General features: G+C 65.0%; 13 protein-coding genes. 5 read left to right on the forward strand and 8 right to left on the reverse strand.

The features are described 5' to 3' along the window. Window position 1: 1 nt before the first annotated feature. A complete protein-coding gene (dnaJ, locus tag M1E07_RS11150; protein WP_461190254.1) occupies window positions 2-1,129 on the reverse strand; it encodes a molecular chaperone DnaJ in 1,128 nt (375 codons plus the stop codon). 79 nt (window positions 1,130-1,208) lie between these two features. Continuing rightward, window positions 1,209-2,222, reverse strand: coding sequence for a heat-inducible transcriptional repressor HrcA (gene hrcA / locus M1E07_RS11155; RefSeq protein ID WP_461190255.1), 1,014 nt, complete (start codon window positions 2,220-2,222; stop codon window positions 1,209-1,211). Window positions 2,223-2,399: 177 nt separating this feature from the next. On the opposite strand from hrcA, the gene M1E07_RS11160 reads away from it, so the two are divergent. From M1E07_RS11160 to M1E07_RS11170, 3 genes are all read left to right on the forward strand, one after another. After that, window positions 2,400-3,254: a DUF3097 domain-containing protein gene (locus M1E07_RS11160; RefSeq protein ID WP_461190256.1), complete on the forward strand. Its 855-nt coding sequence runs from the start codon at window positions 2,400-2,402 to the stop codon at window positions 3,252-3,254. A 166-nt stretch (window positions 3,255-3,420) separates the two neighbouring features. Next, window positions 3,421-3,840, forward strand: a complete 420-nt coding sequence (locus M1E07_RS11165) for a DUF4870 domain-containing protein (protein ID WP_461190257.1) — start codon at window positions 3,421-3,423, stop codon at window positions 3,838-3,840. A 63-nt stretch (window positions 3,841-3,903) separates the two neighbouring features. After that, window positions 3,904-4,416, forward strand: a complete 513-nt coding sequence (locus M1E07_RS11170) for a 2'-5' RNA ligase family protein (RefSeq protein ID WP_461190258.1) — start codon at window positions 3,904-3,906, stop codon at window positions 4,414-4,416. 63 nt (window positions 4,417-4,479) lie between these two features. On the opposite strand, the gene hemW is transcribed toward M1E07_RS11170, so the two are convergent. Both hemW and lepA read right to left on the reverse strand, forming a co-directional pair. Then, a complete protein-coding gene (gene hemW, locus M1E07_RS11175) occupies window positions 4,480-5,709 on the reverse strand; it encodes a radical SAM family heme chaperone HemW (protein ID WP_461190259.1) in 1,230 nt (409 codons plus the stop codon). A 36-nt stretch (window positions 5,710-5,745) separates the two neighbouring features. After that, window positions 5,746-7,599 carry a translation elongation factor 4 gene (gene lepA, locus M1E07_RS11180; RefSeq protein WP_461190260.1) on the reverse strand — a complete coding sequence of 618 codons (1,854 nt, stop codon included), beginning with the start codon at window positions 7,597-7,599 and terminating at the stop codon, window positions 5,746-5,748. A 174-nt stretch (window positions 7,600-7,773) separates the two neighbouring features. Between lepA and M1E07_RS11185 the strand changes: the two genes are divergently transcribed. Next, the gene (locus tag M1E07_RS11185) at window positions 7,774-8,310 is read left to right on the forward strand and encodes a type II toxin-antitoxin system PemK/MazF family toxin (protein ID WP_461190261.1); all 537 of its coding nucleotides are present in this window, start codon (window positions 7,774-7,776) and stop codon (window positions 8,308-8,310) included. 169 nt (window positions 8,311-8,479) lie between these two features. After that, the gene (gene rpsT, locus M1E07_RS11190) at window positions 8,480-8,740 is read left to right on the forward strand and encodes a 30S ribosomal protein S20 (RefSeq protein WP_011692086.1); all 261 of its coding nucleotides are present in this window, start codon (window positions 8,480-8,482) and stop codon (window positions 8,738-8,740) included. A gap of 129 nt (window positions 8,741-8,869) precedes the next feature. Here rpsT and holA read toward each other — a convergent pair whose 3' ends face one another. The 4 genes from holA to M1E07_RS11210 form a co-directional block, all read right to left on the reverse strand. Then, the gene (gene holA / locus M1E07_RS11195; RefSeq protein WP_461190262.1) at window positions 8,870-9,886 is read right to left on the reverse strand and encodes a DNA polymerase III subunit delta; all 1,017 of its coding nucleotides are present in this window, start codon (window positions 9,884-9,886) and stop codon (window positions 8,870-8,872) included. Then, window positions 9,820-11,697 carry a ComEC/Rec2 family competence protein gene (locus tag M1E07_RS11200; protein ID WP_461190263.1) on the reverse strand — a complete coding sequence of 626 codons (1,878 nt, stop codon included), beginning with the start codon at window positions 11,695-11,697 and terminating at the stop codon, window positions 9,820-9,822. Before M1E07_RS11200 ends, holA begins: the two co-directional genes overlap by 67 nt. Before the next feature lie 677 nt (window positions 11,698-12,374). Beyond that, window positions 12,375-12,545: a hypothetical protein gene (locus tag M1E07_RS11205; RefSeq protein ID WP_461190264.1), complete on the reverse strand. Its 171-nt coding sequence runs from the start codon at window positions 12,543-12,545 to the stop codon at window positions 12,375-12,377. Between the two features lie 343 nt (window positions 12,546-12,888). Then, the gene (locus M1E07_RS11210) at window positions 12,889-13,305 is read right to left on the reverse strand and encodes a CBS domain-containing protein (protein ID WP_461190265.1); all 417 of its coding nucleotides are present in this window, start codon (window positions 13,303-13,305) and stop codon (window positions 12,889-12,891) included. Between the last annotated feature and the right edge of the window lie 104 nt (window positions 13,306-13,409).

Raw genomic sequence — 13,409 nt, forward strand, 5'->3', positions numbered from 1 at the left:
GCTACAGATTACCGAGCCGGTCCCGGAGCTTGGCGAACATGCCGCCGCTGGCAGCAAGCTTGCCCTCCGTGATCTGCTCGCCGCGGAGTTTGGCAAGCTGGCGCAACAGGTCTTCCTGCGCCGGATCGAGCCTCGCCGGCGTCTCGACCTGCAGATGGACCTTCAGGTCGCCGCGGCCGTACCCGCGCAGGTGGGTAACACCCAGGCCGCGCAGGGTAATGATTTCTCCGGACTGGGTGCCGGCCTTGACATCGATGTCCTGGGCGCCGTCGAAGGTCTCCAGGGTCACGTCGGTTCCCAGGGCAGCTGCCGTCATGGGGATGTTCAGGGTAGCGTGCAGGTCGTCACCTTCCCGGACGTAGGTGGCGTCGTTGTTGACGCGGATCTCCACGTAGAGGTCGCCGGCCGGGCCGCCGGCGGGACCGGCTTCGCCCTGGCCGGAAAGCTGGATGCGCGTCCCGGTGGCCACGCCTGCAGGAACCTTGATGGTCAGGGAACGACGGCTGCGGATCCTGCCCTGCCCGCTGCACTCGTTGCAGGGGTCCTTGATGACGGTTCCAAAACCTTCGCAGGTGCCGCACGGCGCGGCGGTCATCACCTGGCCGAGGATGGAACGCACGGCGCGCTGGACCTGGCCGCTGCCGCCGCAGATATCGCAGCGCTCAGGGTGGGTTCCGGGACGGCAGCACGAGCCCTCACAGGTGGGGCAAACCACTGCCGTGTCCACCTCGAGCTTCTTGTTGACCCCGAACACGGCGTCACGGAGCTCGATCCGGACGCTGATGAGCGCATCCTGCCCGCGCCGGACCCTCGATGCTGGGCCGGTGGTGCCACCGGCGCCGAAGAAGGTGTCAAAGATGTCCTGGAACGCGAAGCCCTGCCCGGCGTACGCTCCGCCGCCGAACCCGTTGTCCGTGCCGTTCTCGTTGCCTGTGGTGTCATAGACCCGCCGCTTCTGGGGGTCCGAGAGAACTTCGTAGGCGTGGGTCACTGCCTTGAAGCGGTCCGCAACATCCTCACCGGGATTGACGTCCGGGTGAAGGGTCCGGGCCAGCTTGCGGTAGGCCTTCTTGATCTCTTCCCCGGTGGCATCCGGTGCGACTCCAAGGACTTCGTAGTGGCTGCTCAAAGTTCGTATCTCTTCCTTGTTGTTCTGCCTGCAGTCGTACTGCATACACTGCTGTGCGCCTTTCGGCGCCGTACTGCGGTCAGGGTCCCAAAATCCGTGACAGGTAACGGGCCACAGCCCTGACCGCCGCCATGGTGGTGGGGTAGTCCATCCTGGTGGGACCCAGCACGCCAATCTTGGCGACGCTGTCGGGACCATAGCCCGTAGCTACGACGGAAGCCTCCGCCAGACCGTCGTAGGGGTTTTCGCGGCCAATGCTCACGGCCACTCCGCGATGGTCCTGGGCCATCTCGCTCAGCAGGCGCAGCATCACCACCTGCTCCTCGAGGGCCTCCAGCACCGGCCCGATGCTCAGCGGAAAGTCAACGTTTGAACGGGCCAGGTTGGCCGTGCCGGCCATTACCATGCGGTCCTCGCGGCTGCTGTGGGCCAAACCCTCAAGCCCATGCGCCAGCGCCTGGGCTGCCTGCCGCTGTCCGGGGGCGACGCCGGACACCACTCCCGTGAGGGACTGTCCAAGCTGGGCCAAGGGAGTTCCGGCGAGTGACCCGAGGAACCGGCCACGCAGCGCAGCGATGGCGTCATCCGCCAGGTCCTGCCCGACGTCGATGACCCGTTGTTCAACCTTGCCGCTGTTGGCAATCAGCACCACCAGCACCTTGCGCGGGGCAAGGAGAACAAATTCGATGTGACGGACCAGTGCCCGGTTGAGGTGCGGATACTGGACCACCGCCACCTGGTTTGTCAGTTGCGACAGGAGCCGGACGGTGCGCTCCAGGACGTCGTCAAGGTCATCCGCACCTTCCAGCAGTGACTGGATGGCCCGCCGCTCCGCTTGGGACAAGGGCTTTACCGCGGAAATCTGGTCGACGAAGAGCCGGTAGCCCTTGTCCGTGGGGATGCGGCCTGCACTGGTGTGCGGGGCGGTGATCAGTCCCTCGTCTTCAAGCGCGGCCATGTCATTGCGGATGGTTGCGCTGGAAACGCCGAGATGGTGCCTCTCCACCAGGGCCTTGGACCCCACGGGCTCCCGGGAGTGGACGTAGTCCTCCACGATTGCCCGCAGTACTTCCAGTTTCCGTGGCTCGCTCACACTCCACCTCCATCCAGGGTTCAGGGCAGCCGTTCCGCCCGCACCGTGTCTCTACAGGGGTTAGCACTCGACATGCCTAAGTGCTAACAGTCTATTATGACTCTCCCCGTTGTTAGCATTGGTACCGCTCCGGGCGGAAATTCGGGGCCGTGACCGAGCGTGAGGCGGAGTGATTCCATGCATTACCAGAACTGGGGAGCCCAGGACCTGTCCGCACCTTCACGGACGAAACTGCCCGAGGTACCCGTGGAGCGTGGCATGGTGCTGGAGGACGTCCAGTCCGGCTGGGTAGGCGCGGTGACCCGGGTGGAGAAATCGGGAGGCATGCATGTGGTGGCCCTGGAGGACCGCCGCGGCAAGTCACGGTCCTTCCGGCTGGGATTCGGATTCCTCCTCGAAGGCCAGGCAATCCGCCTGCTGCCGCCCGCCCCGCGGCCGGCGGCAGGCACGGGCACCGCCCCCGGCCGGACGGCGTCGGGCTCTGTCCGTGTGGCAGGGCAGAGAGCCCAGGTTGCCAAGGCGAGCCGCATCTGGGTGGAGGGAAAGCACGACGCCGAACTGGTCGAGAAGGTGTGGGGAGATGACCTCCGGGTGGAAGGTATCGTCGTCGAACCCCTCCACGGCATTGACGACCTCACTGCTGCTGTGGCCGATTTCAAACCCGGCCCGGGCCGGCGCCTGGGGGTACTCGTCGACCATCTGGTGCCCGACTCAAAGGAGTCCCGCATCGCCGAATCGGTGATGGCCTCTCCCGGGGCCGCGGGAAACGTGCTCATCGTGGGACACCCCTATGTTGACGTGTGGCAGGCGATCCGGCCGGCTGTCCTGGGTATCGAGAAATGGCCGGTAGTACCGCGCGGGCAGGACTGGAAGACCGGCATCCTCGCAGCCTTCGGCTGGCCGCACGAGACCAAAGAGGACATTGGCCTCGGCTGGCAGAAGCTTCTGGGCGCCGTCCGGAGTTACGCGGACCTGGAGGCGTCGCTGCTGGGCAGGGTGGAGGAAGTCATCGACTTCCTTACCGTCCCCTGAACACTTGGCGCGCCAGATTCACGCATGCGTGCCCCTATCCGGTGGATGAGGTCAGGCATAACCGCTGCACCCAGTATTCTTGGTATTGCGGTGTCCGCCGATCGCAGGACCGGCAGCAGACATGGCATTTCTTAGTCAGCACCAATGCACCTAGAAGGAACAGACTGTGGCAGAAAACGCACGTGATCACAGGGACACCCAGGGCGGCCAGGGCCGTTCGGAGTACCACGGTGTTCCAGCGAATGCGCTGCCCCTGACGGCCAGCGAAGACCGGCAGTGGGCCACCCTGGCCCACTTTGGCGGCATTTTGGGCTGCGTTCCTTCGCTGCTGATCTACTTGATCTTTCGAGACCGGGGCCCGTTTACCGCGCAGGAATCAAAGGAGGCACTGAATTTCAGCCTGCCGCCCACCGTCGCCGCCGTGGTTGCCAACATTTTGGTCTTCGTACCGGTGATCGGCAACATCTTTGCCGTTATCGCCACATTGATCTGGATCGGGCTGACCTGTTTCTCGGTGGCCGCCGGAATCCACGTCAACCGGGGCCAGCCGCACCGGTACCCGTACAACCTGCGCTGGATCAAGTAGCGCAGGCAGGCTCCGCTCTATTCCGTACAACCCGAACGGCGCGGCGTCCGGCATGATGGGTGAATGCGCAGCATCGAGTTGACGTTCGGGGAATCCACCGATTCTTCCATCAGGACGGACTGGGCCCGGCTCCGGGAAGCCGGCCTGCCGAGCCTCGCCACCCACACTTCCCCGAGCAACAGGCCGCACATCACGCTGGCCGCAGGCAACACGCTGGACGCTGGGTTTGCCATGCCGGAACTCTGGGACGGGCTGCCACTCGACATCACCTTTTCCGGTTTCGTGGTCTTCCCTGCCGGCCCTGGCAAGTACGTCCTGGCACGCTTGGTTGTGCCGGCGGCGGGTTTGCTCCAACTCCACGCCCGGCTTCATCAGCAGTGCACAGGCGCCTTTGCCAACACCCTGCCGGATGCCTGGACGCCGCATGTCACCCTTGCGCACCGGATCCCAGGGCACCTGCTCGGAACCGCCCTGGCTATCTTGGATGTGCAGGCTGACGGGCAATGTATCGAGGCGCGTCAATGGGACAGCTCCACCCGGACCACCACATCCCTCGGCGGCTGCCCGCCGGGCTAAGTGTCAGTACTGCCGGGAGTGGGGACGCCGCGCCTCGGGGAAAGATCCCTGCGAGGCCGCATGTCAGTCCGGCAAAACGCGTCGGACCACCGCATCCCCCAGAAGCCTGCCTTTGAGGGTGAGGACGAGCCGTCCCCGGAAGGCTGCGGCCGGCTCCACCAGGCCGTCAGCGATCAGGCCTGCGACCTGGTGCCGGCCTTCCGCGCCAAGGGCAGAAACCTCAAGGCCGGACTGCAGGCGCGCCTCAAGCATCACCCGCTCCACGTTCCTGGTTTTTGGGTCCAACGTCTCCCTGCCGGCAGCGGGCGAGAGACCCTGCGCCAGGCGGCCTGCGTAGGCGGCGGGGTGCTTGACGTTCCACCAGCGGATTCCTCCCACGTGCGAGTGCGCGCCCGGCCCGATACCCCACCAGTCATCGCCGCGCCAGTAAGCCAGGTTGTGGCGGCAGGCCTGCTCGGGGGTGCGGGCCCAGTTGCTGACCTCGTACCAGCCGAGGCCTGCTTGGGTGATCATCTGGTCGGCAAGCTCATACTTGTCCGCATGGTCGTCGTCGTCGATTCCGGGGACTTCACCACGGCGCATCTGGGCGGCGAGCTTGGTGCCGTCCTCCACTATCAGCGCGTAGGCGCTGATGTGGTCCGGCTCGTAGGACAGGGCGGTCTCCAGCGAATACCGCCAGTCGGCGAGGGACTCCCCCGGTGTTCCGTAGATCAGGTCCAGGCTGACAGCGAGCCCGGCCTCGCGCGCCCATTTAACTACCTGCGGGACCCGGCTGGGTGCGTGCGTACGGTCCAGGACTTTGAGGACGTGCGGGACGGCTGACTGCATGCCGAAGGAGATCCGGGTGAACCCGGCGTCCTTGAGGATGGCGAGGGATTCCGGCGTTACCGAATCGGGGTTCGCCTCCGTGGTGACCTCGGCACCGTCTTCGATTCCCCATAGCTCGATGGCCCTCCGGAGGATCAAGGCAAGATCATCCGCTGGAAGCAGGGTGGGGGTGCCCCCGCCGAAAAACACAGTGCTCAATTTCCTGGCAGGAAGGCCGGATTCGCCCAGCACACGGGCCGCCATCGATACCTCCGAGGCGGCCGTGCCGGCGTACGCGTCCTGGGACGCGCCGCCGCCGAGCTCCGTGGCGGTGTACGTGTTGAAGTCGCAGTAGCCGCAGCGCACCGCGCAGAACGGGATGTGTACGTAAAGGCCGAATGCCCGGTCCGCCGAACCCTCCACTGCCTGGGCCGGCAGCAGGCCGTCCGACGGCGCCGGGTCGCCGAGGGGAAGAGTGCTAGGCATTACAGGGGCCTCCGGTGTTGCCGGACGCGGTCTTCACTACTTCTTGGCCTTGTCCTTGGACTCGTCTGTGGTGAGCGCGGCGATGAATGCTTCCTGGGGGACCTCGACGCGGCCCACCATCTTCATGCGCTTCTTGCCTTCCTTCTGCTTTTCCAGCAACTTGCGCTTACGCGAGATGTCACCGCCGTAGCACTTGGCCAGGACGTCCTTGCGGATGGCGCGGATGCTTTCCCGGGCGATGATCCTGGAGCCGATGGCGGCCTGGATGGGCACCTCGAACTGCTGGCGCGGGATGAGCTCGCGCAACTTGGTGGTCATCATGACACCGTAGGAGTAAGCCTTTTCGCGGTGCGTGATGGCGGAGAAGGCATCCACTTGCTCACCCTGGAGCATAATGTCCACCTTCACCAGATCGGCCACCTGCTCGCCGTCGGCCTTCCAGTCCAAGGACCCGTAGCCACGGGTCTTGGACTTGAGGATGTCGAAGAAGTCGAACACGATCTCGGCCAGCGGCAGGCGGTACCGGATTTCCACCCTGTCCTCGGACAGGTAGTCCATGCCGCCCATAACGCCGCGACGGCTCTGGCACAGTTCCATGATGGCGCCGACGAATTCGTTCGGAGCCAGGATGGTGGCGGACACCATCGGCTCGCGGACTTCGGAAATCTTGCCGGAGGGGTATTCGCTGGGGTTGGTCACATGGACCACCTTTTTATCCTCCAGCGTTACCTCATATTCCACGTTGGGGGCGGTGGAGATCAGGTCCAGGTTGTACTCGCGTTCGAGCCGCTCGCGGGTGATTTCCAGGTGGAGCAGGCCAAGGAAGCCCACGCGGAAGCCGAAGCCCAGTGCGGCGGAGGTTTCCGGCTCGTACACCAAAGCGGCGTCGTTAAGCATCAGCTTCTCCAGGGCATCGCGCAACACCGGATAGTCCGTGCCGTCCAGCGGATACAGGCCGGAGAAGACCATTGGCTTGGCATCGGCGTAGCCGGGAAGCGAATCGGCGGCCGGCTTGGCGAGGTTCGTGACGGTGTCGCCCACCTTGGACAGACGGACATCCTTCACTCCGGTGATGAGATAGCCCACTTCGCCGACACCGAGGCCCTTGGACGGGGTGGGCTCCGGGGAGCTGACCCCGATCTCGAGGAGTTCGTGGGTGGCCCGGGTGGACATCATCTGGATGCGTTCGCGGGGGTGCAGCATCCCATCCACTACGCGGACGTAGGTGACCACGCCGCGGTAGGTGTCATATACCGAGTCAAAGATCATGGCACGGGCGGGGGCATTTGCATCACCCTCCGGGGCCGGCAGGTCGCGGACGATCTTGTCCAGAAGCGCTTCAACGCCCATTCCGGTTTTCCCCGAGACACGCAAAACGTCCTCCGGGTCCCCGCCGATGAGGCTGGCCAGTTCCGCCGCGTACTTCTCAGGCTGGGCGGCCGGGAGGTCAATCTTGTTCAGGACCGGGATGATCGTGAGGTTGTTTTCCATCGCCAGGTACAGGTTGGCGAGGGTCTGAGCCTCAATACCCTGCGCTGCGTCGACCAGGAGGATGGCTCCTTCGCAGGCTGCCAGGGAGCGGGAAACCTCGTAGGTGAAGTCCACGTGCCCGGGGGTGTCGATCATGTTCAGCGCGTAACTGGTGCCCTCGAATTCCCACGGCATGCGGACAGCCTGGGACTTGATGGTAATGCCGCGCTCACGCTCGATGTCCATGCGATCCAGGTACTGGGCCTTCATGTCGCGGGACTGCACGACGCCGGTGAACTGCAGCATGCGGTCGGCCAGGGTGGACTTGCCGTGGTCAATGTGCGCGATGATGCAGAAATTCCGAATGATGGCCGGATCTGTCGCGGCGGGCACCGGGGCGGTGCGGGCCATGGGAGACACGCAGGGTCCTTACTGTTGGCATTCACGCGGCCGCCGCCAGGACGCACCGAGGGCACCCTGCGGACGCTCCGCACATGTGGAACCTCAAGTGTCCCACGTCCGGGGCTGCGGAACCGCATTACAGGCCTTGCGATGTTCCATGCCTGCGACGCCGGCCGACGCTAGGGTTGCTGGATGGCTATCAACTTCCGCTCCCTTGCCCACGCCGTCAAGGCCGGCCTGCGCGCGCTGCAGAAGCCGGGCAGGGGCGCGCCGGCCCGCACGGCCAGTCCGGCCCGCGGCGTACCCTCCCCTGCCAGAGCGGGCAACGGTCGCTATCCCGGCGACTTTCAACGCAAATTCGCCATCCGTTACGCACCCCAGCGGGACGGCGACCCAGACCCGGGCGAGGTGGTGTGGGCCTGGGTCCCTTACGAGGAGGACCACACGCGCGGTAAAGACCGCCCGGTGCTGCTGGTCGGCCGCAGCGGTGGGTACCTTCTGGGGCTGATGCTCACCAGCAAAGACCGGGTCGCCGACGCGGGAGCATCAGCGAACTTCGTTGACATTGGCGCCGGCGGGTGGGACCGGCAGGGCCGGCCCAGTGAAGCCCGGCTGGACCGCATCCTTCAGCTCCGGCCGGACAGCATCCGGCGGGAAGGCGCGGTGCTTGACCGTGCGCACTTCGAGAAGGTGGCTGAAGGGGTCCGCCGGCGACACGGCTGGAACTAGCCTCCCAAATGGCCAGCCCCGCCTCTGACCTGCTATTCTTTATAGCTGTGTGTCCGTGCAGGTCGACGGCCACTGATGGTTGGCCGCCATAGGTATCCCCACGCCGCTCAGTCAATGGCCAATCTGAAAGCCCTCTAGACCATTTCCGCATTAAAAAGAGAGTTCACACGTGGCGAATATCAAGTCCCAGAAGAAGCGCATCCTCACCAACGAGAAGGCACGCCTGCGCAACAACGCAGTCAAGTCCGAGCTGAAGACGGCCATCCGCGCCGTCAACACCGCCGTTGAGTCCACGGACAAGGATGCAGCTGCTGCTGCCCTGGTTGCTGCCAGCCGCAAGCTGGACAAGGCTGTCAGCAAGGGTGTTCTGCACAAGAACAACGCAGCTAACCGCAAGTCGGCGATCTCCAAGAAGGTCAACGCACTGTAAGGTTTCCAGTTCCTTGAACTGATGGTTGTGGCCGGTACCGGTTGGTACCGGCCACACATCTTTAACCGGTCAGATCCGGTTGTCCTCCAGACGCCGGTTGTTCCAGCGCCTGGGTGGGGCGGTGGTGGGCTACCTGCCCTGGACGGACATGGCGATCACCGTGACCGCATGCTCCACGGCATAGACGGGATCGCGGGAAAGGCCCTTTACCTGGGCGTCGGCTTCGGCGGTGGCCTGGATGGAGCGAACCAGGCCTTCCGGCGTCCAGCGCCGGACGTCCCGCTGGGCCTGCTCAACCAGCCAGGGCTGCATCCCCAGGTCTGCAGCTATTTGGGCCGAAGAACCCGAGGCGCCTGCCACGCGGGCCACCGTCCGCAGCTTTGCCGCCAGCGCGGCGACCAGCGGAACGGGATCGGCTCCTGTGGCCAGGGCATGGCGAAGAGTGGACAGCGCCAGCGGGCCGTTTCCTGCCATGGCAGCGTCAGCGACTTTGAAGGCCGTGGCCTCGATTCGTCCGCCGTAGTAGCGGTCAACGATGTCGGTGGTCACCGTTGTGCCGGCATCCGCGATCAGCTGGCTGCATGCTGCCGCCAGTTCCGAAAGGTTGGCTCCGACTGCGTTCACCAGAGCCTGCACGGCATTCGGTTCGATCCTCCGCCCGGCCCCTTTGAATTCGGCAGCGACAAAGGCTACCTTGTCCGCGTCCTTTTTCAGTGGCTGGCAGTCCACTACCGGCCAGCCGCCCTTCTTGATCGCGTCGAGCAACTTCTTCCCCCGGACTCCCCCGCCGTGCCGCAGCACCAGGACGGCGTCCGGCTCCGGGTGGCCGAGGTAAGCAAGAGCGTCGGCCAGGAAAGCGTCGTTCATCGATTCGACGGCCTCGACTTCGATGAGCTTGCTTTCGCCGAAAAGGGACGGGCTGACCTGCATGAGCAAGGTCCCGGCCTCGTAGCCTGCGGCGTTGATGCGGCTGACTTCAACGTCCGGCGCCGCTGCCCGTACCTCTGCGCGGACCCGGTCCATGGCCCTGATGCCGAGGTACTCTTCAGGCCCGGCGACAAGGACCACCGCAGCCGGGGTTACATCCCGCCAGGTGGGGCCGTTCGACGCCGGCGAACGGGTTGCACGTTTCTGCGCAGCGGCCATCGGGGCTTCCTTCCGGAAAGTTTTATGGAGTATCCCAGCCTGCCATGTCCGGCGTCCCGGTCCAAGCCCGGACCGTGATGGGGCAGCACCCGTGCGGCGGACCTGGGCAGCGGCTGCGGGCTGTGGCCCGGCAGCCTTCCGTATGCGTACCGCTCCAGCATTTCGAGCAGGGAATCGGTGCGCCGGTGTAAAGCCAGTACACCCCGGATGAGCCGGTGCGGGCGGACCGCGGCCCAGACGGCCACGAACGTCAGCACGGACAGGAACAGCATGGTCAGCATGCCGGACACACCCTCGGGCCAGGGAAGGGCTGCGCCGGGAAGCTGCGAGGTGAATCTGGCCGTCGCCGCCACGCCCGCGCTGCACGTACCCGCAACGGCGATCAGGAGGGTTCCTGCCCACGGGACCAGCACTACCAGGGGCACGGCAGCTGTCCCCAGCAGTGTCACGGGGGCGACGAGTGGTGACACTATGACGTTGGCCAGCAGTGAGTAGGTGGAAAACTGGGGCTGCAGCACAACGATGACCGGCCCGCACAGCAGTTGGGCGGACAACGGAACAGCAACTGCAGCCGCTGCCCAGCGCGGGATGAGCGCAGGGGTCCAGGCCATGATGCGTTGGCCGAGGACGATGATTCCCAGTGTTGCCAGAACGGACAGGAGGAACCCGAAACTTGATCCCAGCCCCGGGTCGGTCAGCAGCAGGCCGATGACAGCAAGGCACAGGAGGCTCAGGCCACGGCCGGAGCGGCCCGCAGCCAGCGACACCACTGCCACCGCTCCCATGAGCGCTGCCCTCAGGACGCTCGCATCCGGCCCAACGAGAAGCACGAACAGCCCAAGGCCTGCCACAGCCAGCACGGCAGAGGCCAGCCGGGGTAGTCGGAAACGCCGGCACAACAGCAGCAGCGCGCCGAGGACCAGGCTGCAGTTGGCCCCACTGACTGCTGTCAGGTGGGTCATGCCAACGCTTTTCATGGCAGCGTTCAAGCCCTCGTCGAGCGCACTGGTGTCCCCGGTGACCATTCCAGGAAGCAGGCCGCGGGGATCCCGGGCGAGGAAAGAGGCAGCAGAAACGAATTGTTCCCGCAGTTCCTTGGCTGCTCGCTGCAGGATGGGCGGGTCAACGGGCTGACCTGGTCCGGAGGATGCTGTGAGGATGCCGGCCTCCTCCCGTCCGGGATCGGCGGGGCGAAGCTTTCCGGTGGCGCGAACCAGCTGGCCGGGCACCACCGCGTCCCAACCGCCGCCGCCCATCACCATCAGCTGGGCCCGCGTCCGCAACAGAACACCGCCGGTACTGACGTCCCGCGTCCAAACAGGAACCGACCAGCGCGCGGGCGGGCCGGCCTGGTTGGGTGCAGTCAGCGCGCGGGGAGCTCCTGCCACTTCGAGGACAGCTACCACCGACTTCTTTGAGGAGACGGCGGCTGCCAGGGGACCGTCGTGGCGCTGGGTGGAGGCCATCGCCGAGTGGGCTGCCGTGGTCGCGGCCAAGAGGAGGGCGACCGCCGTGGTGGCCCGGAAGCTGCGCCGGCCCGGATTCCCGTTTCCCCGACCATCCGCCCGGGGGCCGCGGAGTTTGACGGTGCGGTGCAGCAACAGCCCGGCGAGTACCAGCAGTGCACAGCAGAGACCGCCCAGTGCCATCGGGGGCAGCCACAGTCCGGCAATGGCGGCAGCCCAGACGAGCACCGCCGGCAGCGCCAAGCGCACATCGGTGCGCCGGCGAGTGGTTTCGCCACTGCCCGACTCCGCCTCCTGGGCTGCCTTCCTGTTGCCTCCCCGGAACCGGGCAGACTGCGCTGCCAAATGCTTCCGCGGACGTCCGCCTCGGCCCGGGGCGGAAGCCGGCACCGGGAGGCCGTGCCCGAGCAGGGCCGGACGCACTCGCGGCACTTCCGCCCCGTCAGTCTTTCCCGGACCACCGCTTGGACCCGGGAGTCCTGGGCTTTGGAGTCCTGTGCCTTCCCCGTCAGCAGTGTTCCCGCGGACCGCAGCCTCCACATAGCGGCTCCATGGGCTCGAGCCAGTTCCGGATGCCCGGTTACCCATGAACCTGCCGCACGGTCTTCGTCCTCATCGCACGCTGCCTTCTGCTCGTCGGCTGGCTTCGTCTCATATGGTTACCAGCGGGAGCAAGGCTTCAAGCATGTTCCCCCCGAACGCCGTCAATCGCATCAAGTTCCTCCACCGAATTGAACGGTCGATGTTCCTTGGAGCCCGTGGGGATCGCTGCCCAGGGCGGCCTGAAACCTGGTCGGCGCGTGACGCGCCTGCTGACCCGATGGTCCCGGATTCCTGTGTGACATACCGCCACGCTAGGGACAGTTCGCGGCTAGGCAACAGGCAGGAACCCTGCTATGTGGATAGAAGCGTAGATCCGAACGACGGGAGCCGCTGGCCTTGGCGAAGGACGAAACGCCGGGTTTTTTCGTAGCCCAACGGATTGAGGCCCGCCGCTAGAAGGTTCTGGCCGAAGTAGTGCGTCAGATTCTTTTCGCAGGGGGCGTCGTGTAGCTTGCGTTGAACTGCTGCTTCGGAAGGAGCAGCAGGTCAATGATGCGGTTGCGGCGTCTGGCATAGTCTGCCTCAAGATTGAACCCGTCGCTGTGGCGCTCGAAGTGGTCTGCCCGGACATGCTCCACCTCGTACCGCACCTTGGAGTTTAAACTCGAATGCGAACACCCGCTTGGTTGGTTTAGCCACCAGCGTCGTACCCCGCGAACTCGCATCGCTCATATAACCGACCATTCGCTTCCGGGCTCACGCCGTGCCGACTTCCTATACCTCCGGTACCTCAACCGGTCTCGAACACCACTACCGCGGCCTCGCGCTGCTTCTCGAACAACTAACTGCTCCCTAACATAAAGCTGCTCCCCGTAAGTCAGAAGTGAATATCCGGTCCAACTATCGGGGAGCAGTTCACGCAATCCCTGGCCGCCCTTCCCCTACCGGAGGAAGCACTAATGCACGCACTTCCTGCCGCCGTGGGGACTCAACTTAGTAGAAGGAGATGAGTTCGACCAGCTCGCCAACCCTGTCCTCGGGGTAGTTCCGCGCGATATCTGCCTGGCTGATGATGCCTATCAAGTTATGACCGTCGATAACCGGCAGACGGCGTACCTGGTGCTCCCCCATGGTCCTGATGGCTTCTTCGATGGAATCGTCCGCACCGATGGTCACCGGTTTGCCCTGGCCAAAATCGCCGGCCTTTGCCGTGCGCGGGTCACCACCTTCCGCGAAGCATTTGATGACAATGTCGCGGTCCGTGATCATGCCCTTGAGTCGGTTGTCCTCTCCGCAAATTGGCAGGGCACCGACGTCGAGATCTTTCATCTTCCGGGCGGCTGCTTCCAACGTTTCGTTTTCCCCGATGCACTCAACGCCGCCGGTCATAATTTCACGTGCTTTTGTCATGGCATTCTCCTCAGATGATCCGTGGCGTTGCTAAAGCTGCCCGGTCGGAGCCGCCGACCGCCACCCCTGCAGGTTAAATCCGCCACCTACCCATGTCCAGACCC

Source organism: Arthrobacter sp. Z4-13, from assembly GCF_054792705.1.